The 16780-nt window shown below is 72.2% G+C and carries 14 protein-coding genes, 1 other RNA gene and 1 pseudogene; 4 read left to right on the forward strand and 12 right to left on the reverse strand.

All coding sequences use genetic code 11. The annotated features are described in order from the left end of the window. Window positions 1–100: 100 nt before the first annotated feature. Both TR49_RS25695 and TR49_RS25700 read right to left on the reverse strand, forming a co-directional pair. On the reverse strand, window positions 101–2443 hold the full coding sequence (locus tag TR49_RS25695; RefSeq protein ID WP_042385774.1) for a HelD family protein: 2343 nt from the start codon (window positions 2441–2443) through the stop codon (window positions 101–103). A gap of 82 nt (window positions 2444–2525) precedes the next feature. Then, window positions 2526–3662, reverse strand: a complete 1137-nt coding sequence (locus tag TR49_RS25700; protein WP_042385776.1) for a winged helix DNA-binding domain-containing protein — start codon at window positions 3660–3662, stop codon at window positions 2526–2528. 87 nt (window positions 3663–3749) lie between these two features. Here TR49_RS25700 and TR49_RS25705 point away from each other — a divergent pair, with 87 nt between their 5' ends. Continuing rightward, window positions 3750–4967 (forward strand): FAD-dependent oxidoreductase, encoded by a 1218-nt coding sequence (locus TR49_RS25705; protein ID WP_042385778.1) that lies wholly within the window; start codon window positions 3750–3752, stop codon window positions 4965–4967. A gap of 84 nt (window positions 4968–5051) precedes the next feature. Then, on the forward strand, window positions 5052–5597 hold the full coding sequence (locus TR49_RS25710; protein WP_042385780.1) for a flavoprotein: 546 nt from the start codon (window positions 5052–5054) through the stop codon (window positions 5595–5597). 85 nt (window positions 5598–5682) lie between these two features. On the opposite strand, the gene ssrA is transcribed toward TR49_RS25710, so the two are convergent. The 5 genes from ssrA to ftsE form a co-directional block, all read right to left on the reverse strand. Next, window positions 5683–6053, reverse strand: a transfer-messenger RNA (tmRNA) gene (gene ssrA, locus TR49_RS40875). 124 nt (window positions 6054–6177) lie between these two features. Then, complete coding sequence (gene smpB / locus TR49_RS25715) at window positions 6178–6663, reverse strand: SsrA-binding protein SmpB (protein WP_042385783.1); 486 nt, start codon at window positions 6661–6663, stop codon at window positions 6178–6180. A gap of 85 nt (window positions 6664–6748) precedes the next feature. Then, on the reverse strand, window positions 6749–7858 hold the full coding sequence (locus tag TR49_RS25720) for a S41 family peptidase (RefSeq protein WP_042385784.1): 1110 nt from the start codon (window positions 7856–7858) through the stop codon (window positions 6749–6751). Window positions 7859–7975: 117 nt separating this feature from the next. Then, window positions 7976–8896, reverse strand: a complete 921-nt coding sequence (gene ftsX / locus TR49_RS25725; protein WP_042385785.1) for a permease-like cell division protein FtsX — start codon at window positions 8894–8896, stop codon at window positions 7976–7978. A gap of 14 nt (window positions 8897–8910) precedes the next feature. Continuing rightward, the gene (gene ftsE, locus TR49_RS25730; RefSeq protein WP_042374349.1) at window positions 8911–9600 is read right to left on the reverse strand and encodes a cell division ATP-binding protein FtsE; all 690 of its coding nucleotides are present in this window, start codon (window positions 9598–9600) and stop codon (window positions 8911–8913) included. A gap of 219 nt (window positions 9601–9819) precedes the next feature. Here ftsE and TR49_RS25735 point away from each other — a divergent pair, with 219 nt between their 5' ends. Continuing rightward, on the forward strand, window positions 9820–10014 hold the full coding sequence (locus TR49_RS25735) for a hypothetical protein (protein WP_042385788.1): 195 nt from the start codon (window positions 9820–9822) through the stop codon (window positions 10012–10014). Between the two features lie 85 nt (window positions 10015–10099). On the opposite strand, the gene TR49_RS44015 is transcribed toward TR49_RS25735, so the two are convergent. The 5 genes and pseudogenes from TR49_RS44015 to TR49_RS25755 form a co-directional block, all read right to left on the reverse strand. Further along, window positions 10100–10711: an LPXTG cell wall anchor domain-containing protein gene (locus TR49_RS44015; RefSeq protein ID WP_052434633.1), complete on the reverse strand. Its 612-nt coding sequence runs from the start codon at window positions 10709–10711 to the stop codon at window positions 10100–10102. Window positions 10712–10832: 121 nt separating this feature from the next. Further along, window positions 10833–11945, reverse strand: coding sequence for a peptide chain release factor 2 (gene prfB / locus TR49_RS25745; RefSeq protein WP_042385789.1), 1113 nt, complete (start codon window positions 11943–11945; stop codon window positions 10833–10835). 52 nt (window positions 11946–11997) lie between these two features. Then, on the reverse strand, window positions 11998–12744 hold the full coding sequence (locus TR49_RS47150; RefSeq protein ID WP_500808189.1) for a DUF8189 domain-containing protein: 747 nt from the start codon (window positions 12742–12744) through the stop codon (window positions 11998–12000). A 204-nt stretch (window positions 12745–12948) separates the two neighbouring features. Then, window positions 12949–14175: pseudogene (locus TR49_RS45815) on the reverse strand (serine/threonine-protein kinase); the annotation flags it as partial. Between the two features lie 183 nt (window positions 14176–14358). After that, complete coding sequence (locus TR49_RS25755; RefSeq protein ID WP_042385799.1) at window positions 14359–16326, reverse strand: serine/threonine-protein kinase; 1968 nt, start codon at window positions 16324–16326, stop codon at window positions 14359–14361. 256 nt (window positions 16327–16582) lie between these two features. Here TR49_RS25755 and TR49_RS44020 point away from each other — a divergent pair. Next, the coding region (locus tag TR49_RS44020; RefSeq protein ID WP_236653521.1) for a hypothetical protein at window positions 16583–16780 on the forward strand (198 nt) is incomplete at its 3' end.

Raw genomic sequence — 16780 nt, forward strand, 5'->3', positions numbered from 1 at the left:
CGAGCATGGCGGGTCGGTGTCGCACTGAACGGAACATCAGAAGGGGCTCCCCACCGCACCGGTGGGGAGCCCCTTCTGCATGATTGCCCGTCAGACGGTGTCAGCCGTGCAGCAGCGCCGGGACGCCCGCCGCGTCCGGCAGGTCCAGCGGACCGCTGAGGACGGTGAGCCGCTGCGTCGCACGGGTCAGCGCCACGTACAGGACCCGCAGGCCGGCCTCCGACTCCCCCGCGATCCCGGACGGGTCGGCGACGACCGTGGCGTCGTACTCCAGGCCCTTGGCCTCCAGGCTGCCGAGCGCGACCGCGCGCTCGCCCAGACCCGTGATCCAGGCCCGCGCCTCCTCGCGCCGGTCCATCGGCACGACGATGCCGACGGTGCCCTCGACCTCGTCCAGCAGCCGCCGCACCTCCGCGCGGGCGGCGTCGCCGAGCCCGTCCTCGACCGCGACCGCGGCGAAGCGCGGCTGCACGCCCGTGGAGCGCACCGCGACCGGCGGCTCCGTCCCGGGGGCGGCCTGCGCCAGGATGCGCGAGGCGACGTCGGCGATCTCCGCCGGGTTGCGGTAGTTGGTGGTCAGCGTGAACCGGCGGCGCGGCTTCCCGGCCAGCGTCTCGTCCATCGCGGCCTGCGCCTCGGCCGGGTCGATCCACGAGGACTGCGCCGGGTCGCCGACGATGGTCCAGGTCGCGTTGCGGGCTCGGCGGCCGACCATGCGCCACTGCATGGGCGTCAGGTCCTGCGCCTCGTCCACGATGACGTGCGCGTAGTCGCGGCGCTCGGCGGCCGCGGCGGCGCGCTGCTCCTGCTCGCGGCGCTGTCGGTCCCCGTAGACGGTGACCTCGTCCAGGCCGGTCAGCAGGTCCGTCGGGTCCACCTCGCGCACCCGCGGCCGATAGGGCTCGCCCAGCAGCGTGTTCAGCTCGTCCAGCAGCGCCACGTCGGCGACGGAGACGCCGCCGCGACCCTGCCGGTCCAGGTGCTTCCAGGAGTCGGAGAGCAGCCGCAGCTCGGCGCGGCTGAAGGCGCCGCGGGCGAGGCCGCCCAGCCGCCGCTGGTCGGCGAGGACGGCGAGCACCCGGCGCGGAGTGACCGCGGGCCACCAGGCGTCCAGGAAGTCGAGGAAGGCGTCCTCGTCAGCCACGTACTCGTCGAAGCTCTCGCGCTGCCGCTGGAGCTCCTCGCGTTCGTAGCGGTCGGCGGGCGCCGGGCGGCCGCGCAGCAATCGCGTCCACAGCGCGTCCAGAAGCGACCGCCGGGCGCGCGGGCGCAGCAGGTTGACAGGGGTGGTGCCGCCGAGGACGGTGCGGCGCAGGTTGCGCAGCGCGTCCGCGTCCAGCCGCAGCACCTCGCCCTGGGCCACGACGCGCAGCCCGGACGGGGTGTCCGGGCCGTCGAGGCCGGCCCGGGCGGCGCGGCGCAGCAGCGGCAGCATCCGCGAGGAGCCCTTGATCCGGGCCGTCTCGGGGGTGTCGTAGCGGTCGGCGTCCTCGCCGTCGAGCAGGCCGCCGATGGCGCGGATGGCGACCTGGCCCTCCTCGCCCAGCGCCGGCAGCACGCCCTCGGTGTAGGAGACGAGCAGCGGGGTCGGGCTGACCACGAGGATGCCGCCCGCGTAGCGGCGGCGGTCGTGGTAGAGCAGGTAGGCGGCGCGGTGCAGGGCCACGGCCGTCTTGCCGGTACCGGGACCGCCGGTGACCAGGGTCGCCCCGGCGGCCTGGGCGCGGATGACCTCGTCCTGTTCCTGCTGGATGGAGGAGACGATGTCGCGCATGGAGTGCCCGCGGGCCCGGCCGAGCGTCGCCATCAGCGCGCCGTCGCCGACGACGGCGAGGGGCTGCCCGTCGATACGCGGCTCCAGGTCGGGGCGGAGCAGGTCGTCCTCGACGCCCAGCACCTTGCGGCCGCGCGAGCGGATGACGCGGCGGCGCACGACCCGTCCCGGCTGGCGCGGAGTGGCCCGGTAGAACGGCGCGGCGGCCGGCGCGCGCCAGTCGATGACCAGGGGCCCGTACTCGGCGTCGAGCACCCCCATCCGGCCGACGTGCAGGGTCTCCGCGATGTTCGGATCCGCCGGGTCGAGCGGGGTCTGCGAGGGGAAGCCGTCCTCCTCCGGACGGTCCGGCTGCTGCAAGTCGATCCGCCCGAAGAGGAAGTCCTCGAACTCGTTCGTCAGCCGCTGGAGGTGCCGTCCGGCCTGGTAGACCTGCGCGTCGCGCTCGGCCAGCGCGCCCGGCGTGCCGGCCATGAACTTGCGGTTGGCGTCGTCGAGCAGGAACTCCGCCTCGGCGAGCTTCTCGCCGAGGCGCCGGTAGACCGTGTCGAGGTGCGCCTGCTCCACCGCGATCTCCCTGGCGAGCAGGGTCGCGTGGTCGGTCGGCGTCGGGTCGGCTCTGTGGTCGCTCGACTGGGACTCGGCGGTCGGGCGGGTGGGCGAGGCCAAGGGTTCCCCTCTGGTCCATCGTGGGCTGGTGCGGTTCCCTTCCGAAAAAGGGAACTGTTGATCCTACGCCCTGTACCCCGCCTCAGTGGAGGTGCACCTCCCCTGCGGACGCCTCCGGGGTGAGGAAAGTCAGCAGGTCGGCGGCCTCCGCCTCGACCTGGTCCCGTACCTCGCCCGGCACCCGGACACCCCCGCGGGCGAAAAGCTCGACGTCCAGGACCGCCGGGTCGTCCTTGCGTCGGCCCTTGACGAGGGACCACGCGCCGGCGACCCGCCCGTCGACCAGGACCGAGGGCCGGTAGCCGTTGTTGTTGACGAACAGCCGTACCCTCGCCTCGTCGTCCAGCACCCGGGCCCGGTTCTCGTGCCCGATGAGCACGTTGTCGTAGTCCGGCAGGAAGCGCGGCGGCGCGGGCGTCTCCGGGTCGGGCCGCGGCGCGTCGGGCAGGTCGAACAGCTCGCGGCCGGTCGTCGCGTCAGCGAGGACGACGAGGTCCGGCCGCAGCCGCTCGAAGACCTCCCCGAGCCGGGTGACCCCGCACCAGGCCTGCATGTCCTGGACGCTCGCGGGCCCGAAGGCGGCGAGATACCGCACCACCAGGGCCTCGACGGCGGTCGCGTCCGGGGTCCGTTGGGGGCGTCCGAGCCACGCCTCGACGGTGGTCAGCGTCGGCGCCTGGCTGCGCCCCCACTCCCCACGCGGAGTGACCTGCACCAGGGACAGCTTGTACCGGACGGCGGTGCTCAGCGCGCTCGGCTCGTACCCGGGGAACCGCTCGGCCAGCGCCTTCCCCAGCGCGGCGGTCGTCCGCGGCGCCTCCTCCAGCAGCGCGCGCCCCGCCGCCCACAGCTCCTCCGGCTCGATCCCGGCGAGCTGTCTGCGGAAGACCACCCGCTCCCCGAACGGGGTCGCCTCGTGCACGCCCTGGCAGAAGGCGCGCAGCTGCAGGGCGTCGTCCACGTCGTGGAGGTGGATCGTCCCGCGCAGCGTCGAGAGCCGGACGGTCTCCCGCCCGGCGAGCAGGGCCGAGGCCTCCGCCGCGTCGAAGCCGGTGAGGCGGGACCACAGGGCCGTGTAGGGGTTGAGCGGGATCTGCGACTGCATCCCGACCAGGTGCCGGACGACCTCCAGCACGGAGCGCTCCTCGCGCGCCAGAAGAAGTTGACGCGCCATCAATGCCCGATTGAGAGCGCGGTCGTTGAGCTTAGGGGTCGCCATGGATTCCACCCTAGGTGCGCCGGACGACGGCGCTACTCGCAACGCCAGTAGTTGACAAGAAACTAGTTTCAGTGCGACTATCAATCCATGGACACCAAGACTGGCAAGGTTCGCTCCGCACTGGTCGTCGGCGGCGGTATCGCCGGCCCCGTCACCGCGATGGCCCTCGAGCAGGCGGGCATCAAGGCGACGATCTTCGAGGCCTACGACGGTCCGGCCGAGAACGTCGGCGGCGGCATGGGTCTGTCGCCCAACGGCGTCCAGGCCTTCGACGCGATCGGCGTCGGCGACGCGGTCCGCGCCGTCAGCACGCCGACCAACGGCCTCGTCCTGCACAGCTGGAACGGCAAGACGCTGGCCCGCTTCGGCACCCTGCCCGGCATCGACCCAACCCGCTTCGTGATGCGTGCCGAGCTGTTCGGCGCGCTGCGGCGGGCCGCCGAGGAGCGCGGCATCAGCACCGTCTACGGCAAGCGCATCGTCGACGCGAGCGAGGACGCCGACGGCGTCACCGCCCGGTTCGAGGACGGCAGCACGGCCACCGCCGACGTGCTGATCGGCGCCGACGGCCTGCGCTCCACCGTCCGCCGCCTCATCGACCCGGCCGCCCCCGCACCGCAGTTCGCCGGCACCGCCGGGTTCGGCGCCATGGTCACCGTCACCGACGTCCCGGCCACCGAGGGCTGGATGCACATGACCTTCGGCAAGCGCTGCTTCTTCGCCTGGCAGGTCTTTCCCGACGGCACCGGCATCTGGTTCATCAACCTGCCCGTGCCGCAGCCGCTCTCGGTCAGCGAGCAGCGCGAGCGCGGCGCGGCCTACTGGCTGGAGCACCTGCGGCAGATGTGCGCGGACGACAACACCCCGGCCGCCCGGATGCTCGCGGCCACCGACCCGGAGACGATGCTCTTCGCCGGCAGTGCGGAGAACATGCCGCTGCCGACGAAGACCAGCCGGGTCGCCTGGAGCCGCGGCCGGATGGTCCTGACCGGGGACGCCGCGCACGCTCCCTCCTCCAGCTCCGGCCAGGGCGCCTCGCTGGCCGCGGAGAGCGCGGTCCAGCTCGCCCGCTGCCTGCGCGACCTGCCGCTGCCGCAGGCGCTCGCCCGCTACGAGGAGCTGCGCCGCCCGCGGGTGGAGCGGATCATCAAGGAGACCGCCCGCACCAACTCCCGCAAGGCCGCGGGCCCGGTCGCACGGGTGATCCGCGACGCGCTGCTGCCGACGATGTTCAAGCTGGCGAAGCCCGAGAGCCGCGCCTGGCAGTTCCGCTACCCGATCGACTTCGACGCCCCCGTGGCCTGAACCGGTGGCGTGCACCTCGGGCCGGAGCGGCGGGAGCTCCGGCCCGCTTGCACGTTGCACCTGTTCCCCTGTTGGGTGAGGGCCATGACAGGCGATCAACCCGTCCTCTATCTCTTCGGTACCGGCGCGCAACCCGTGCTCACCATCACCTCGGCCGTCGAGCAGGCCCAGGCCGCCGGCTGGCGGGTGTGCCTCGGGCTCACCCCGACCGCCGCCGGCTGGCTGCACCCGTACCTCGCGGGCCTGGAGGCGCTGACCGGCGCCCCCGTCCGCGCGCACTACAAGCTGCCGGGCCAGGAGGACGTCTGGCCCACCGCCGACGTGGTGCTGCTCGCCCCGGCCACCTTCAACACGATCAACCGGTGGGCGCTCGGCCTCACCGACTCCTTCGTCGTCGGCTACGCGGCCGAGGCCCTCGGTCGGGGCATTCCCACCGTCGCCCTCCCCTGCGTCAACTCCGCACTGGCCGCGCACCCGCAGTACGCGCGCTCCCTGGAAACCCTGCACACGGCCGGCGCGCGCATCGTCGTGCCGGAGAGCACGACCGCGCCGGGCCAGGACGACACCCCGGGCTTCGACTGGCCCCTCGCCCTGAGTGAGGCCCGCCAGGCGCTGACACGGCAGACCTGAGATTCCGGACCCGGAACGCAGAAAAGCCGCCCGTCGGAACGGGCGGCTTTTCCTACACATGGGTCGCATCTTTTGGTGATGCGTGGTGTGGAGGTGGCGGGAATCGAACCCGCGTCCTGTGGTGCGGAACCAGAGCTTCTCCGAGCGCAGTCTGCTGTGATTTTCTCGGCCCCGGCAGTCACGCAGACAAGCTGTCCGACGGGCTCAGTCACTGTTGGATTTTCCGCACGACCCCGTGACCGGGTCGGACGGTGGAGTCCCCTAGATTATGCCAGGATCCGGGACGGGGACGCGCCCGGTCTGACACCTTCGGTACTCGCTCAGGCGGCGAGCGCGAAGGACTCGCGCTTAGAGTTGGCGATTATTTTTTTGCGGCCCGTGGTTAACGAGATCATTGCCGCGTTCCTCGGCTCGCTTCCTCTGCCTCGACATCCCCAGTCGAAACCGATCACCCCCATGTGGGTGTGCTCTTCAGTTGTCAAGGCCTCCTTCGAGGCCACTCCGGAGCGGTGGGGACCGCCCTGAGCAGTGTCCATGGTACGGCTACCGCGACACCACGGTCCAGTTCATTACGCCGTGCCTACCCCTGGCGACGTCGGGCGGCCGCCAGCGCGCGGTCGGTCTCGCGGCGGTCCTGCTTCTCGCGCAGCGTCTGCCGCTTGTCGTGCAGCTTCTTGCCCTGGGCCACGGCGAGGTTGATCTTCGCGCGCCCGTCCTTGAAGTAGATGGAGAGCGGGACCAGGGTGAAACCCGTCTCCTTCAGCTTCTGCTCCAGCTTGTGGATCTCGTAGCGGTGCAGCAGCAGCTTGCGCTTGCGGCGGGCCGCGTGGTTGGTCCACGTGCCCTGCGCGTACTCCATGATGTGCACGTTGTGGAGCCAGACCTCGCCGCCGCTCACCTCGGCGAAGCCGTCGACGAGGGAGGCCCGCCCCTCCCGCAGGGACTTCACCTCGGTGCCCATGAGGACCATGCCGCACTCGTACTCGTCGATGATGTTGTAGTCGTGCCGCGCCTTCTTGTTGGAGGCGATGAGCTTGTTGCGCGGGTCGTCTTTCTTCTTCGCCATAGTGCCGGACATTCTCGCACTTCGGCCCGCCCTTCGGCACAGCCTTATCCGGCAGGCCACGCCCGGGGCTGCTGCCCGGACGACGCTACGGCCCGTTCCCGCCGCCGAGATCGTTCAGCACCGTCAGCGCGGTGTCCTCGGCCGCCTGCGGGCTCGCCGCCGGCGGGACCACGACGTCCGGCTGGATGCCCTGGCCCTCGGGCGAGGCGCCGGAGGGGGTGAGGTAGTGGCCGACGGTGTGCTCCTGGACCACGCCGTCCGTCAGCGTCTGCGGCTCCTGCACCGCGCCCTTGCCGAACGTGGGCTGGCCGACGACCACCGCGCGCCCGCGGTCCCGCAGCGCACCGGTGACGAGCTCCGCCGCGCTCATCGTGCCGCCGTCGACCAGGACCACCAGCGGCGTCGTGGTGTCGCCGCCCGGCGCGGCCGTGAGCGTCTGCTCCGGGCCGCCGGCCGCCGGCTGGTAGCGGGCCACCGGACCGCCGTCGAGGAAGACGGAGGCGGTCGCGACCGCCTCGGCCACCAGGCCGCCGGAGTTGCCACGAAGGTCCAGGAGGATGCCGCGCACGCCCCCGGCCGTGTGCAGCCGCGCCTGGTGCACGGCGGCCTGCACCTGCTCGGAGGCGCCGACGGTGAAGGCGTCCATGCTGATGCGGGTCACCCCGCCCTCGGGATGGTCGACGCGGACGTCGTCCTCGTCGAGCACCTCCCGCCGCAGCTCCACCGTCCAGTGCCGCGTTCCGCGTTGGAGCAGCAGCGACACCGACGAGCCGACCCGCCCGGCCGCGCCGCCGCGCAGCAGCGCCACGACCTGGGTGACCGGACGGCCGTCGACCCCCGTGCCGTCGACGGCGGTCAGCCGGTCCCCGGCCTGCAGGTGGGCGAGGGCGGCGGGGCTGTCGGGCAGTGTGCGCGTGACGGTGACCACGCCCTGCGCCGAACGCGCCAACCAGAGCCCGACGCCGACGTAGTGGCCGTCCAGCTCCTCGCTGTAGGCGGCGAACTGCTGGGCGGTGTAGTCCGCGGTCCAGCGGTCGTGGACCGCGTCGCCGGCGCCGCCGTGCCGCGGCGCGGCGGTCGTCACGGCGCCACCTTCGGTGCCCCAGGCGCCGGTTCCGGCGCCGATCGCACAGACCGCCGCGAACACCAGCGCCAGCGCCAGCTGGAGGCGGATGACCGGGCGCGATGGTGACATGGCAGAACAGTCTAGAGCCGACAGCCCGTCACACCAGCCCCTTCCCGACGAAAAGCCCCGGAAGCAGTATCGCTTCCGGGGCTTGTGGCCTCGTCCGATGGTCTCAGCGTCGGATCGTCAGACCTTCAGGTACTTCTGCAGGGTCAGCACCGCCGCCAGTGAGGACATGCCGACGCCGATGACCACCAGCAACGGCATCACCTGGATCACCGGTCCCCAACCGATGAAGCTGATCAGCGTGATCTGCTTCTTCAGCACCATGTCGATCAGCACGAACTTGCCCACGGCGATCATGCCGGAGGCCAGCACCGCGCCCACGACGGCGGCGAAGGCCGCCTCCGCGATGAACGGCATCTGCACGTAGAAGTTGGACGCACCGACCAGTCGCATGATGCCCGTCTCGCGCTTACGGCTGAACGCCGAGACACGGACGGTGTTGACGATCAGCAGCAGCGTCACGCCGAACATGATCACCATGATGGCCAGGGCCACCCACTGCGCCGTGTTCATGAGGTTGAACAGCGGCTTCAGCACGGCGCTCTGGTCGTCGACCTTGGCCACGCCCGGCTGTCCTTCGACCTGACTGGCCACCTCCTGGTACAGCGAGGGGTTGGTCAGCTTGACCCGCAGGGAGTTGTTGAAGGAGTCGGGGGTGACGTACGGAGCCAACGGCGAGTCGGGGAACTGCTTCTTGAAGTTCACGACGGCCTGGGCCGGCGTCTCCGTGTAGACCTTCTGCACCAGCGGGTTCTTGTCCAGCTGGGAGTGCACCGCGTCGATCTGCGCCTGAGTGGCCTCACCCGAGGCGCAGTTGGGGGTGTCCTTGGTGTTCTTCTGGTTGTTCTTGTTGCAGAAGTAGATCGACACCTCGACCTTGTCGCCCCAGTAACCCTTCATCTGGTTGACCTGGGAGTTCAGCAACATGGCCGCACCGACCAGGGAGAGCGACAGGGCGACGCTCACGATCACGGCGATGGTCATCGTCAGATTTCGGCGGAGACCGATCCAGATCTCCGCCATGACGAATTGGGCTCGCATTGATGTGTCCTAACTCAGTGCTGGTAGCCGTAGACGCCGCGGGACTGGTCGCGGACCAGGTGGCCCTGGTCCAACTCGATGACGCGCTTGCGCATCTGGTCGACGATGGCCTGGTCGTGGGTGGCCATCAGCACCGTGGTGCCGGTCCGGTTGATCCGGTCCAGCAGCTTCATGATGCCGACGGAGTTCTGCGGGTCGAGGTTACCGGTGGGCTCGTCCGCGATCAGGAGCATCGGGCGGTTCACGAACGCGCGGGCGATGGCCACACGCTGCTGCTCACCACCGGACAGCTCTCCCGGCATGCGGTCCTGCTTGCCGGCGAGGCCGACCAGCTCGAGCACCTCGGGCACCACCTTCTTGATGGTCCCGCGGGGCTTGCCGATCACCTCGAGCGCGAAGGCCACGTTCTGGCCGACGGTCTTGTTGGGCAGCAGGCGGAAGTCCTGGAAGACCGTCCCCAACTGGCGCCGCATGTGCGGCACCTTCCAGTTGGAGAGCTTGGCCAGGTCCTTTCCGAGGACGTGGACCTCGCCCGTGCTCGGGCGCTCCTCACGGAGGATCAGGCGCAGGAACGTCGACTTGCCGGAGCCGGAGGATCCGACCAGGAAGACGAACTCACCCTTCTCGATCTCCAGCGAGACGTTGTCCAGCGCCGGACGGTTCTGCTTGGGATAGGTCTTGGAGACGTTGTCGAATCTGATCACGGCTGCATCACGGTGGGCCAGTGTAGGCGGACAGGGCTGGGCTGACCCTACGCGAAGCGGACGCAAGCCCGCAGGTTCCACCTTGGAATCGTGGGGGAGTTCACGGACAGTAGCGGACAAACCATGACAAGGGGCAGCCGGATCGCGCGTGACGTGGCACAGTGGAGGGAACCCACCTCGTTGGGTTCTGCGTTGTGCACATCAGAGGAGGAGATCGCGATGACGCTCGACCGCCTGGTGTGCGCCAACTGCTCGGGTCCCGTGAGCGAGGGGCGTTGCCCCACGTGCCGGGCCAGCCGGGCGCGCATGATGCAGCAGCAGGGGTTCTTCGCTTCCCTGTCCCCCACGACGCTGATCGCGCTGCTGGCAGCGCTGATCGCCTGCGTGGTGATAGCGCGGCACGCCTTCGCCTGAGGCACGCGGCCGCACGGACCGCACGGACAAGGGCCGGAGCCGATCGGACGATCGGCTCCGGCCCTTCTCTGTCACGCAGGGTGACTCAGTGCTTACGGCTGCTCGCGGCGCTCGGCCCGAACCGGAAGACGGCTCCGCCGAGGACGAAGGTGAAGCCGCCCGCGAGGATCAACGGGGTGTTGCTGGAGCTCCCGGTCTCGGCGAGCTGGGTGCGCCCCGGGGCCTGCGTCATGCTGCCTCCCCCGCTGCCGCCGCTGGCGCTGCCCACGCTCGGCGAGGCCGAGGCCGAGGCCGAGGCGGAGACTGAGACGCCGCCGGTGCTCGACGAGCCCGTCGCCGAGGTCGACGGGGCGGCCGAGGCGCCGGTGCTCGGCGCGCCCGAGCCGGTGTCCGTGGGGGTGGCGGCGCCGGAGCCGCCGTCGTCCCCGCCGGTGCCGTTGGCTCCGCCGTTCCCGTTGGCTCCGCCGTTGCCGTTGTCCCCGCCGTTCCCGTTGTCGCCGCCGAGCAGGCCGACGCTCACACCGACGTCCGGAGTGCCGGCCGCGTAGGCGGTGCCCGGGACCGTCGTGTTGTCGCCGGGTCCGTCGACGATGCTGGCGTTGGCCACCCCGGTGATCGTCAGGCCGGCTCCGACCAGCGCCAGCGCGGCACCGGCAATGCGTATGCGGCTGCTCGTTCTGCGGTGTCCGCGTGCCACACCCGCCCCTTCCGTTCTGTCCCCCACTCAGGTTTCGGGCGTCAGCATGGTGTGGCGAGGGCCCGGTGGTCAACTTGCGACCACCGGGCCCTCACTGATGCTACGAAGCGTTCACAACCGCTTACGCGTCCGCCTTCTCCTGGTTCTTGCGCCAACGAATTCCCGCCTCGATGAATCCGTCGAGGTCGCCGTCGAGCACCGCCTGAGGATTGCTCACCTCGTGCTCGGTGCGCAGGTCCTTGACCATCTGGTACGGGTGCAGCACGTAGGAGCGCATCTGGTTGCCCCAGGAGCTACCGCCGTCCTTGAGCGCGTCCATCGCGGCGCGCTCCTCCTGGCGGCGCCGCTCCAGCAGCTTGGCCTGGAGGACGTTCATCGCCGAGGCCTTGTTCTGGATCTGCGAGCGCTCGTTCTGGCAGGAGACCACGATGCCCGTCGGCAGGTGGGTGATGCGCACCGCCGAGTCGGTCGTGTTGACGCCCTGCCCGCCCGGACCGGAGGAGCGGTACACGTCGACGCGCAGCTCCTTCTCGTCGATGTCCACGTGGTCGCTGGACTCGACCACCGGCAGCACCTCGACGCCGGCGAAGGACGTCTGACGCCGGCCCTGGTTGTCGAACGGCGAGATGCGCACCAGGCGGTGCGTCCCCTGCTCGACGGAGAGGGTGCCGTAGGCGTAGGGGGCCTTCACGGCGAAGGTCGCTGACTTGATGCCCGCCTCCTCCGCGTAGGAGGTGTCGTAGACCTCGGTCGGGTAGCCGTGGCGCTCGGCCCAGCGCAGGTACATGCGCATCAACTGCTCGGCGAAGTCTGCGGCGTCGATGCCGCCCGCCTCGGCGCGGATGTTGACCAGGGCCTCACGCGCGTCGTACTCGCCGGAGAGGAGGGTGCGGACCTCCATCTCCTGGACCGACTTGCGCACGGAGTCCAGCTCGGCCTCGGCCTCGCCGCGCGCGTCGGCGTCGCCCTCGGCCTCGGCGAGCTCGAAGAGGACCCCGAGGTCCTCGATCCGGCTGCGCAGGGTCTCGATCTTGCGCAGCTCGCCCTGGAGGTAGGAGAGCTTGGAGGTGACCTTCTGGGCGTTGTCGACGTCGTCCCACAGGTCGGGTGCGGCGGCCTGCTCCTCGAAGACCGCGATGTCGGACCGGAGCCTGTCCAGGTCGACGACTGCCTCGATCGACGACATGGTCGACTCGAGCGACTTGAGCTCTTCGGAAGGATCAATGGCTGCCACACGCCAAGCCTAATGCAGGCCGGGAACCAACCGGTGCCGCAGGGGCGCGGCGCTACTTCCCGTGCGTGTACTGCAGGCCACCCGACGGCGTGACGCGGAAGAGCGTGACGCCGGCGGAGTCCGCGTACGCGCCGGGGGCGTAGGCGGAGGCGGGCCCGGAGGGCAGCGTGCCCTGGGTCCAGGTCGCACCGGTGGCGCTGGCGGCGTAGTCCGGGCCGGTGGAGAAGACGTAGATCTCGCCCGTGTCCAGCTGGACCGCCTCGGGGCGGGCCCGGCCGGTGACCCCGCTCACCGCGTGGTACGTGTGCCAGAGGCCGTCCGCCAGCTGCGTGTGCTGGACCGTTCCTGCCGAGGCGGCGACGAAGGCGTCGACCCTGCCGCCGTTCTCGGCGGCCAGCGACGGGTCGCCCGCGACCTGCCCCACCGTCGAGACCGCGGCCCAGGCCGTCCACGCGCCGCCGACGTAGGACGTGGTCGCCAGGTCGCCGCCGATCCGCGCGACGAGGTCGACACGGTCGCCGGTGGCGGCCGCGGCCGGCGGGGAGTCGACGCGGGTGTGGCCGTCCAGCTGACTCCACGGCGCCCACGTGCCGCCGCTGTAGTCGCGCTGGTAGATCAGGCCGTCGGTGCCGGTGGCGAAGAGCCGCAGTACGCCACCGGGCAGGACCACGGGCGCCGGTTCGCCGCTCACGTGTATCCCGGTGAGCTTGCCCCACTGACCGAACGAGCCGCCGCTGCGCGTCACGTAGCGGATCGCCCCGGTCGCGTCCGTGCCGAAGACGTAGGCCGTGCCGTCCATCCGGACCACGCGGACGCCGCTGACCAGCGGCGCGGGAGCAGCGGGGGCGTCGGTCCAAGCCGCCCAGACGGGCAGGTGCGCGGCCCCCGAGGCCGGGACGGAGTCCGTGGCACCCGCCACGGGCGCCTTCGGCAGGCCGGCCGCATGCGTGGTCGACGCGGTGGGCCACACGGCGTCGCCGGGGTTGCCGTGGTGGCGCGTCGTGTCGGGCCCGGAGAAGGCGGCGTAGCCGCCGACGCAGGCGATGGCGAGCACGACCGCGGCCGCACCGGCCAGGACGAGCCGTCGGCGACGGGCCGCGGCCCCGCCCGCGCCGCTGCGCTGCGCGCCCGAGGGGGACAGGCCGGGCCGTCGTCCCGCCGCCGCGCGCTGGGCCCGGGACGCCTCGGCGAGGCCGGCCAGCTCCTCGGGGCGGGGGCGGCGCAGATTGGTGTGGGTCTCCCGACTGGAGTCGGGCGCGCTCCCCGGGACGAGCGGGACGGCCGAGCCGCGCCGTCGACGCGGCGTCGTGGCCTCCTCGTCCTCGAAGGCCTCGTCGTCGGCGTCGTAGCCCGGAAGCGGGGTGACAGCCGGGGCGTCCGGGTGGGCGATGTGCAGCGCGGGCAGCCCGGCGAGGCCGGGCAGCAGCTCCCGCAGGCCGGTGGCGAGTTCGGCGGCACGCAACCGGGAGGCGGGCGCCTTGGCGAGGCACTGCGCCAGCACCTTCCACAGCGGCTCCGGCAGGCCGGGCAGGGGCGGGACGGACTCGGTGACGTGGCGGCGCAGCACCGCGCCGGTGTGGCCGCCGCCGAACGGGGTGAACCCGGCGAGCAGCTCGTACAGGACCGTGGCGAGGGCGTAGATGTCGACGGCGGCGCGCGGCTCCAGGCCCTCGATGATCTCGGGGGCGAGGTAGTCGGGGGTGCCGATGATGCGGGTCGCCCGGGTGCGGCGCGGGGCGTCGACAAGGCGGGCGATGCCGAAGTCGGAGAGCTTGGCCCGCGGCGCCCCGCCCGGACCGGGGCTGGAACCCTGGTCGAGCAGGATGTTCTCGGGCTTCACGTCGCGGTGGATGACGCCCTGGGCGTGGGCGGCGGCGAGCCCCTCGGCGACGTCGGCGACGACGGAGACGGCGGCCTGCGGCGTGAACGGGCCCTCGCGGTCGAGGCGGGAGCGCAGGTCGCTGCCGTGGACCAGCTCCATCACCAGGGCGAGGTCGTCGCCGTCGACGACCAGGTCGCGCACCCCGACGACGCGCGGATGGTCGAGGCTGGTGAGGACGGTGCGCTCCTGGACGAAGCGCCCGACCAGGACCTGGTCGGAGGCGAGGTCCTCGCGCAGGATCTTGATCGCGACCGGACCCTCGGGGCCCTCCCCCAGCCACACGGTCCCGGCCGAGCCGCGGCCGATCACCGAGTGCGCGGTGTAGCGGCTACCGATCTTGCGTGCCAAGGCTGCTCCGTGCGCGATCTGGGGCTGGTTGTCAGGGCGGGGCCCCGGCCGAAGTCCGGGGAGTCATGGCCGCGCCAGCGACCAAAGTACGCGGCCTGGAGCCGTTTGGGGGACAGCAGGGGGTGGACGAGCCGCTGAGAGTCGACAAATCGTCAATCCTGCGACCCGTTCCGCCGCTTTGCGTCAGTTCCCGCCCGAGGGGAGGTTCGGAATGGACTTGCGCACCTTGTCCACCTGGTTCGCGGTGCTGGTGAGCTGGTGCCACCAGTGGGCGACCTGGCTCCACCAGCCCTCGACGACGTTGACCACGTGGTCGATCCAGCCGTGCAGCGGCGAGAACTCCCACACCAGGAAGCCGACCACGACCAGGAAGATCAGCACCTTCAGGCAGCCCATGCCCGGGATGCGCATCCGGCGGCGCGGACGGGGTGCCCGCTCCGGCCTGCGCTCCGGCGTGCGGTCGTAGTCGGGCTCGCGCTCCCGCTCCGGTGCGCGGCGCGCGGGCTCGGGACGGCGCGCCGGCTCAGAACGACGCGCGGGCTGGGGGCCACGCTCCTGATAACCCCGCTCGTCGTACCCGCGCTCCTGGTAGCCGCGCTCGTCGTAACCGCGCTCGCGCGGACGCTCCCGGTACGGCGGGGGCGCGACCGGCGGCTGCGCCTGACGCCGCGCCTGCGGGCGGCCCGGTGCGGGCTGCGGCGGCCGCTGCGGCTGCGGCCGGTAGGGGGCCGGGGCGACCTGCGGCCCGGCGGCGAACGGGTCCTCGACCGGGAAGTCGCCGATGGAGCCGATCTGCGTCTGCTCCGCGCGTTCCCGCGCCTGCCGAAGCTGCGACTCCCACGGATGCGGGCCGTCCGGCGTGCTGGGCGCGGCTGCCTGCGGCATCGACGGCATCACCGTGGTCCGGTCCGCCGCCGACGCGCCGGGGCCGCTCTGCGGGAGCACCGCGGTCGGGTCCGCGGCGCCGGCCGGCACCGCGCCGTAGTAACCGGCCCGGTCCGCGGCGTGCGGCAGCACGGCCGTCGGGTCCGCGGCCCCGGGGACGGAGCCCTGCGAGGCCAGCACCTGCGTCGGGTCGGCCGCGCCGGGCACACCGGCACCACCCGGCGCGCCCTTGCCGAGCATCATGGTGCGGGGGTCCTCGGGCTGGCCCGGCACCAGCGAACCGCCGTCCATGCCGGAGGTGGACACCCCGCGCGGCACCGTCGGCTCGTCCGAGCCGGGGACGGTCGGCTGGTGGCCGGGCGGCGACAGCAGCACGCCCACCGCGTTCGCGGCCTCGATCTGGGACGGCGTGGCGTGCACGCCGATGCCCCCGGCGACCGTGCGCAGCGCCGTGGCGAGCGTCACCGCCGTCGGGCGGCGCGTCGGGTCCTTCTCCAGGCAGCGCTCCAGCACCGTCCAGAGCGGCTCGGGCACCGCGGCCGGGCGCTCCGGACGCTGCGACAGATGCGCCTGCAGGATCTGGATCGGCCCGTCCCCGTGGAACGGCGGCTGGCCGGTCAGCAGCTCGTAGAGCATGATCCCCGCGCCGTAGACGTCGACGGCGGAGGTCTGCTCGCGGCCCTCGGCCGACTCGGGCGCCACGTAGGCGGGCGTGCCGACGAACTCGGCGGTACGGGTCAGGCCCGGGGAGTCGGCCAGGCGGGCGATGCCGAAGTCGGTCAGCAGCGGGTGCATGGCCGGACCGGCCTCGCTCTGCACCGTCGCCAGCAGTACGTTCGCGGGCTTCAGGTCGCGGTGGACGACGCCGTCCGCGTGGCTGGCCGCGAGCGCGTCGGCGATCTGAGCCATCAGCAGCGCACCGGCCACGGGCGAGAGCGGTCCGTTGGCCCGCAGGTAGCGGTGCAGGTCGGGGCCGTCGACGAGGTCCATCACCAGGGCGAGCAGCTCGCCCTCGACGACCAGGTCGCGCACCCGGACGATGTTCGGGTGCACCAGGCGCAGCAGCACGGCACGCTCGCGCAGGAAGCGCATCACCACGTCCGGGTCGGTGGCCAGCTCCTCCTTGAGGACCTTGATGGCCACGACCGACCCCGCTACGACCGGGGCGTTCTCAGCGTCGTCCCGCACCCGGGCACGCCACACCGTCCCGGTGGCGCCGCGCCCGAGCGGCTCCTCCAGCAGGTACTTACTGCCAACCGGCCGCACCCGTGCTCCTCGTCCTGCCGCAGCGCTGTCCGCCCGCGGGGGCTCGCGTTTTCGGCAACTCTAACGGCGTTCGAAGGACCGCGCCCTGTGCTGCGCTCCGTCGCCGACCGTTCATTGATGCAGACGTGTCATCCGCGCGATACGTTCCGAAGATCATCCGATCGGGTGCCGTGCGCGAACTGTCCGCGGCAGATGGGAGGATGCATACGACACCGTGGCGACGACCATCGCGTGCGGGCTGGAAGGGGCAGGGCGCATGCAGATCCGGCTGACCGTGCTTGGGCCGCGCGAGAGCGCGCCGACGTCCGGAGCGTCGTCGGCGCATGCCGCCGCGCCCGCGGCCGACGTGCTGGTCAGCGCGCCGGTCGGCACCACCCTGGGCTCGGTCGCCGCGGCGCTGGCGGGCGCGGTGGGCGCCCGCCCCCCGCGCCCCCGCCGCGCCCCGCCGCCGCCC

The sequence above is a fragment of the Streptacidiphilus melanogenes genome (genome assembly GCF_000787835.1).
Lineage (GTDB): Bacteria > Actinomycetota > Actinomycetes > Streptomycetales > Streptomycetaceae > Streptacidiphilus > Streptacidiphilus melanogenes.

What these genes read in the sequence shown, in the direction of transcription:
- TR49_RS25700 (WP_042385776.1), bottom strand. Translation starts at nt 3,662, where the DNA reads ATGGCGACCCCTAAGCTCAACGACCGCGCTCTCAATCGGGCATTGATG.
- TR49_RS25705 (WP_042385778.1), top strand. Translation starts at nt 3,750, where the DNA reads ATGGACACCAAGACTGGCAAGGTTCGCTCCGCACTGGTCGTCGGCGGC.
- TR49_RS25710 (WP_042385780.1), top strand. Translation starts at nt 5,052, where the DNA reads ATGACAGGCGATCAACCCGTCCTCTATCTCTTCGGTACCGGCGCGCAA.
- smpB (WP_042385783.1), bottom strand. Translation starts at nt 6,663, where the DNA reads ATGGCGAAGAAGAAAGACGACCCGCGCAACAAGCTCATCGCCTCCAAC.
- TR49_RS25720 (WP_042385784.1), bottom strand. Translation starts at nt 7,858, where the DNA reads ATGTCACCATCGCGCCCGGTCATCCGCCTCCAGCTGGCGCTGGCGCTG.
- ftsX (WP_042385785.1), bottom strand. Translation starts at nt 8,896, where the DNA reads ATGCGAGCCCAATTCGTCATGGCGGAGATCTGGATCGGTCTCCGCCGA.
- TR49_RS25735 (WP_042385788.1), top strand. Translation starts at nt 9,820, where the DNA reads ATGACGCTCGACCGCCTGGTGTGCGCCAACTGCTCGGGTCCCGTGAGC.
- TR49_RS47150 (WP_500808189.1), bottom strand. Translation starts at nt 12,744, where the DNA reads ATGGACGGCACGGCCTACGTCTTCGGCACGGACGCGACCGGGGCGATC.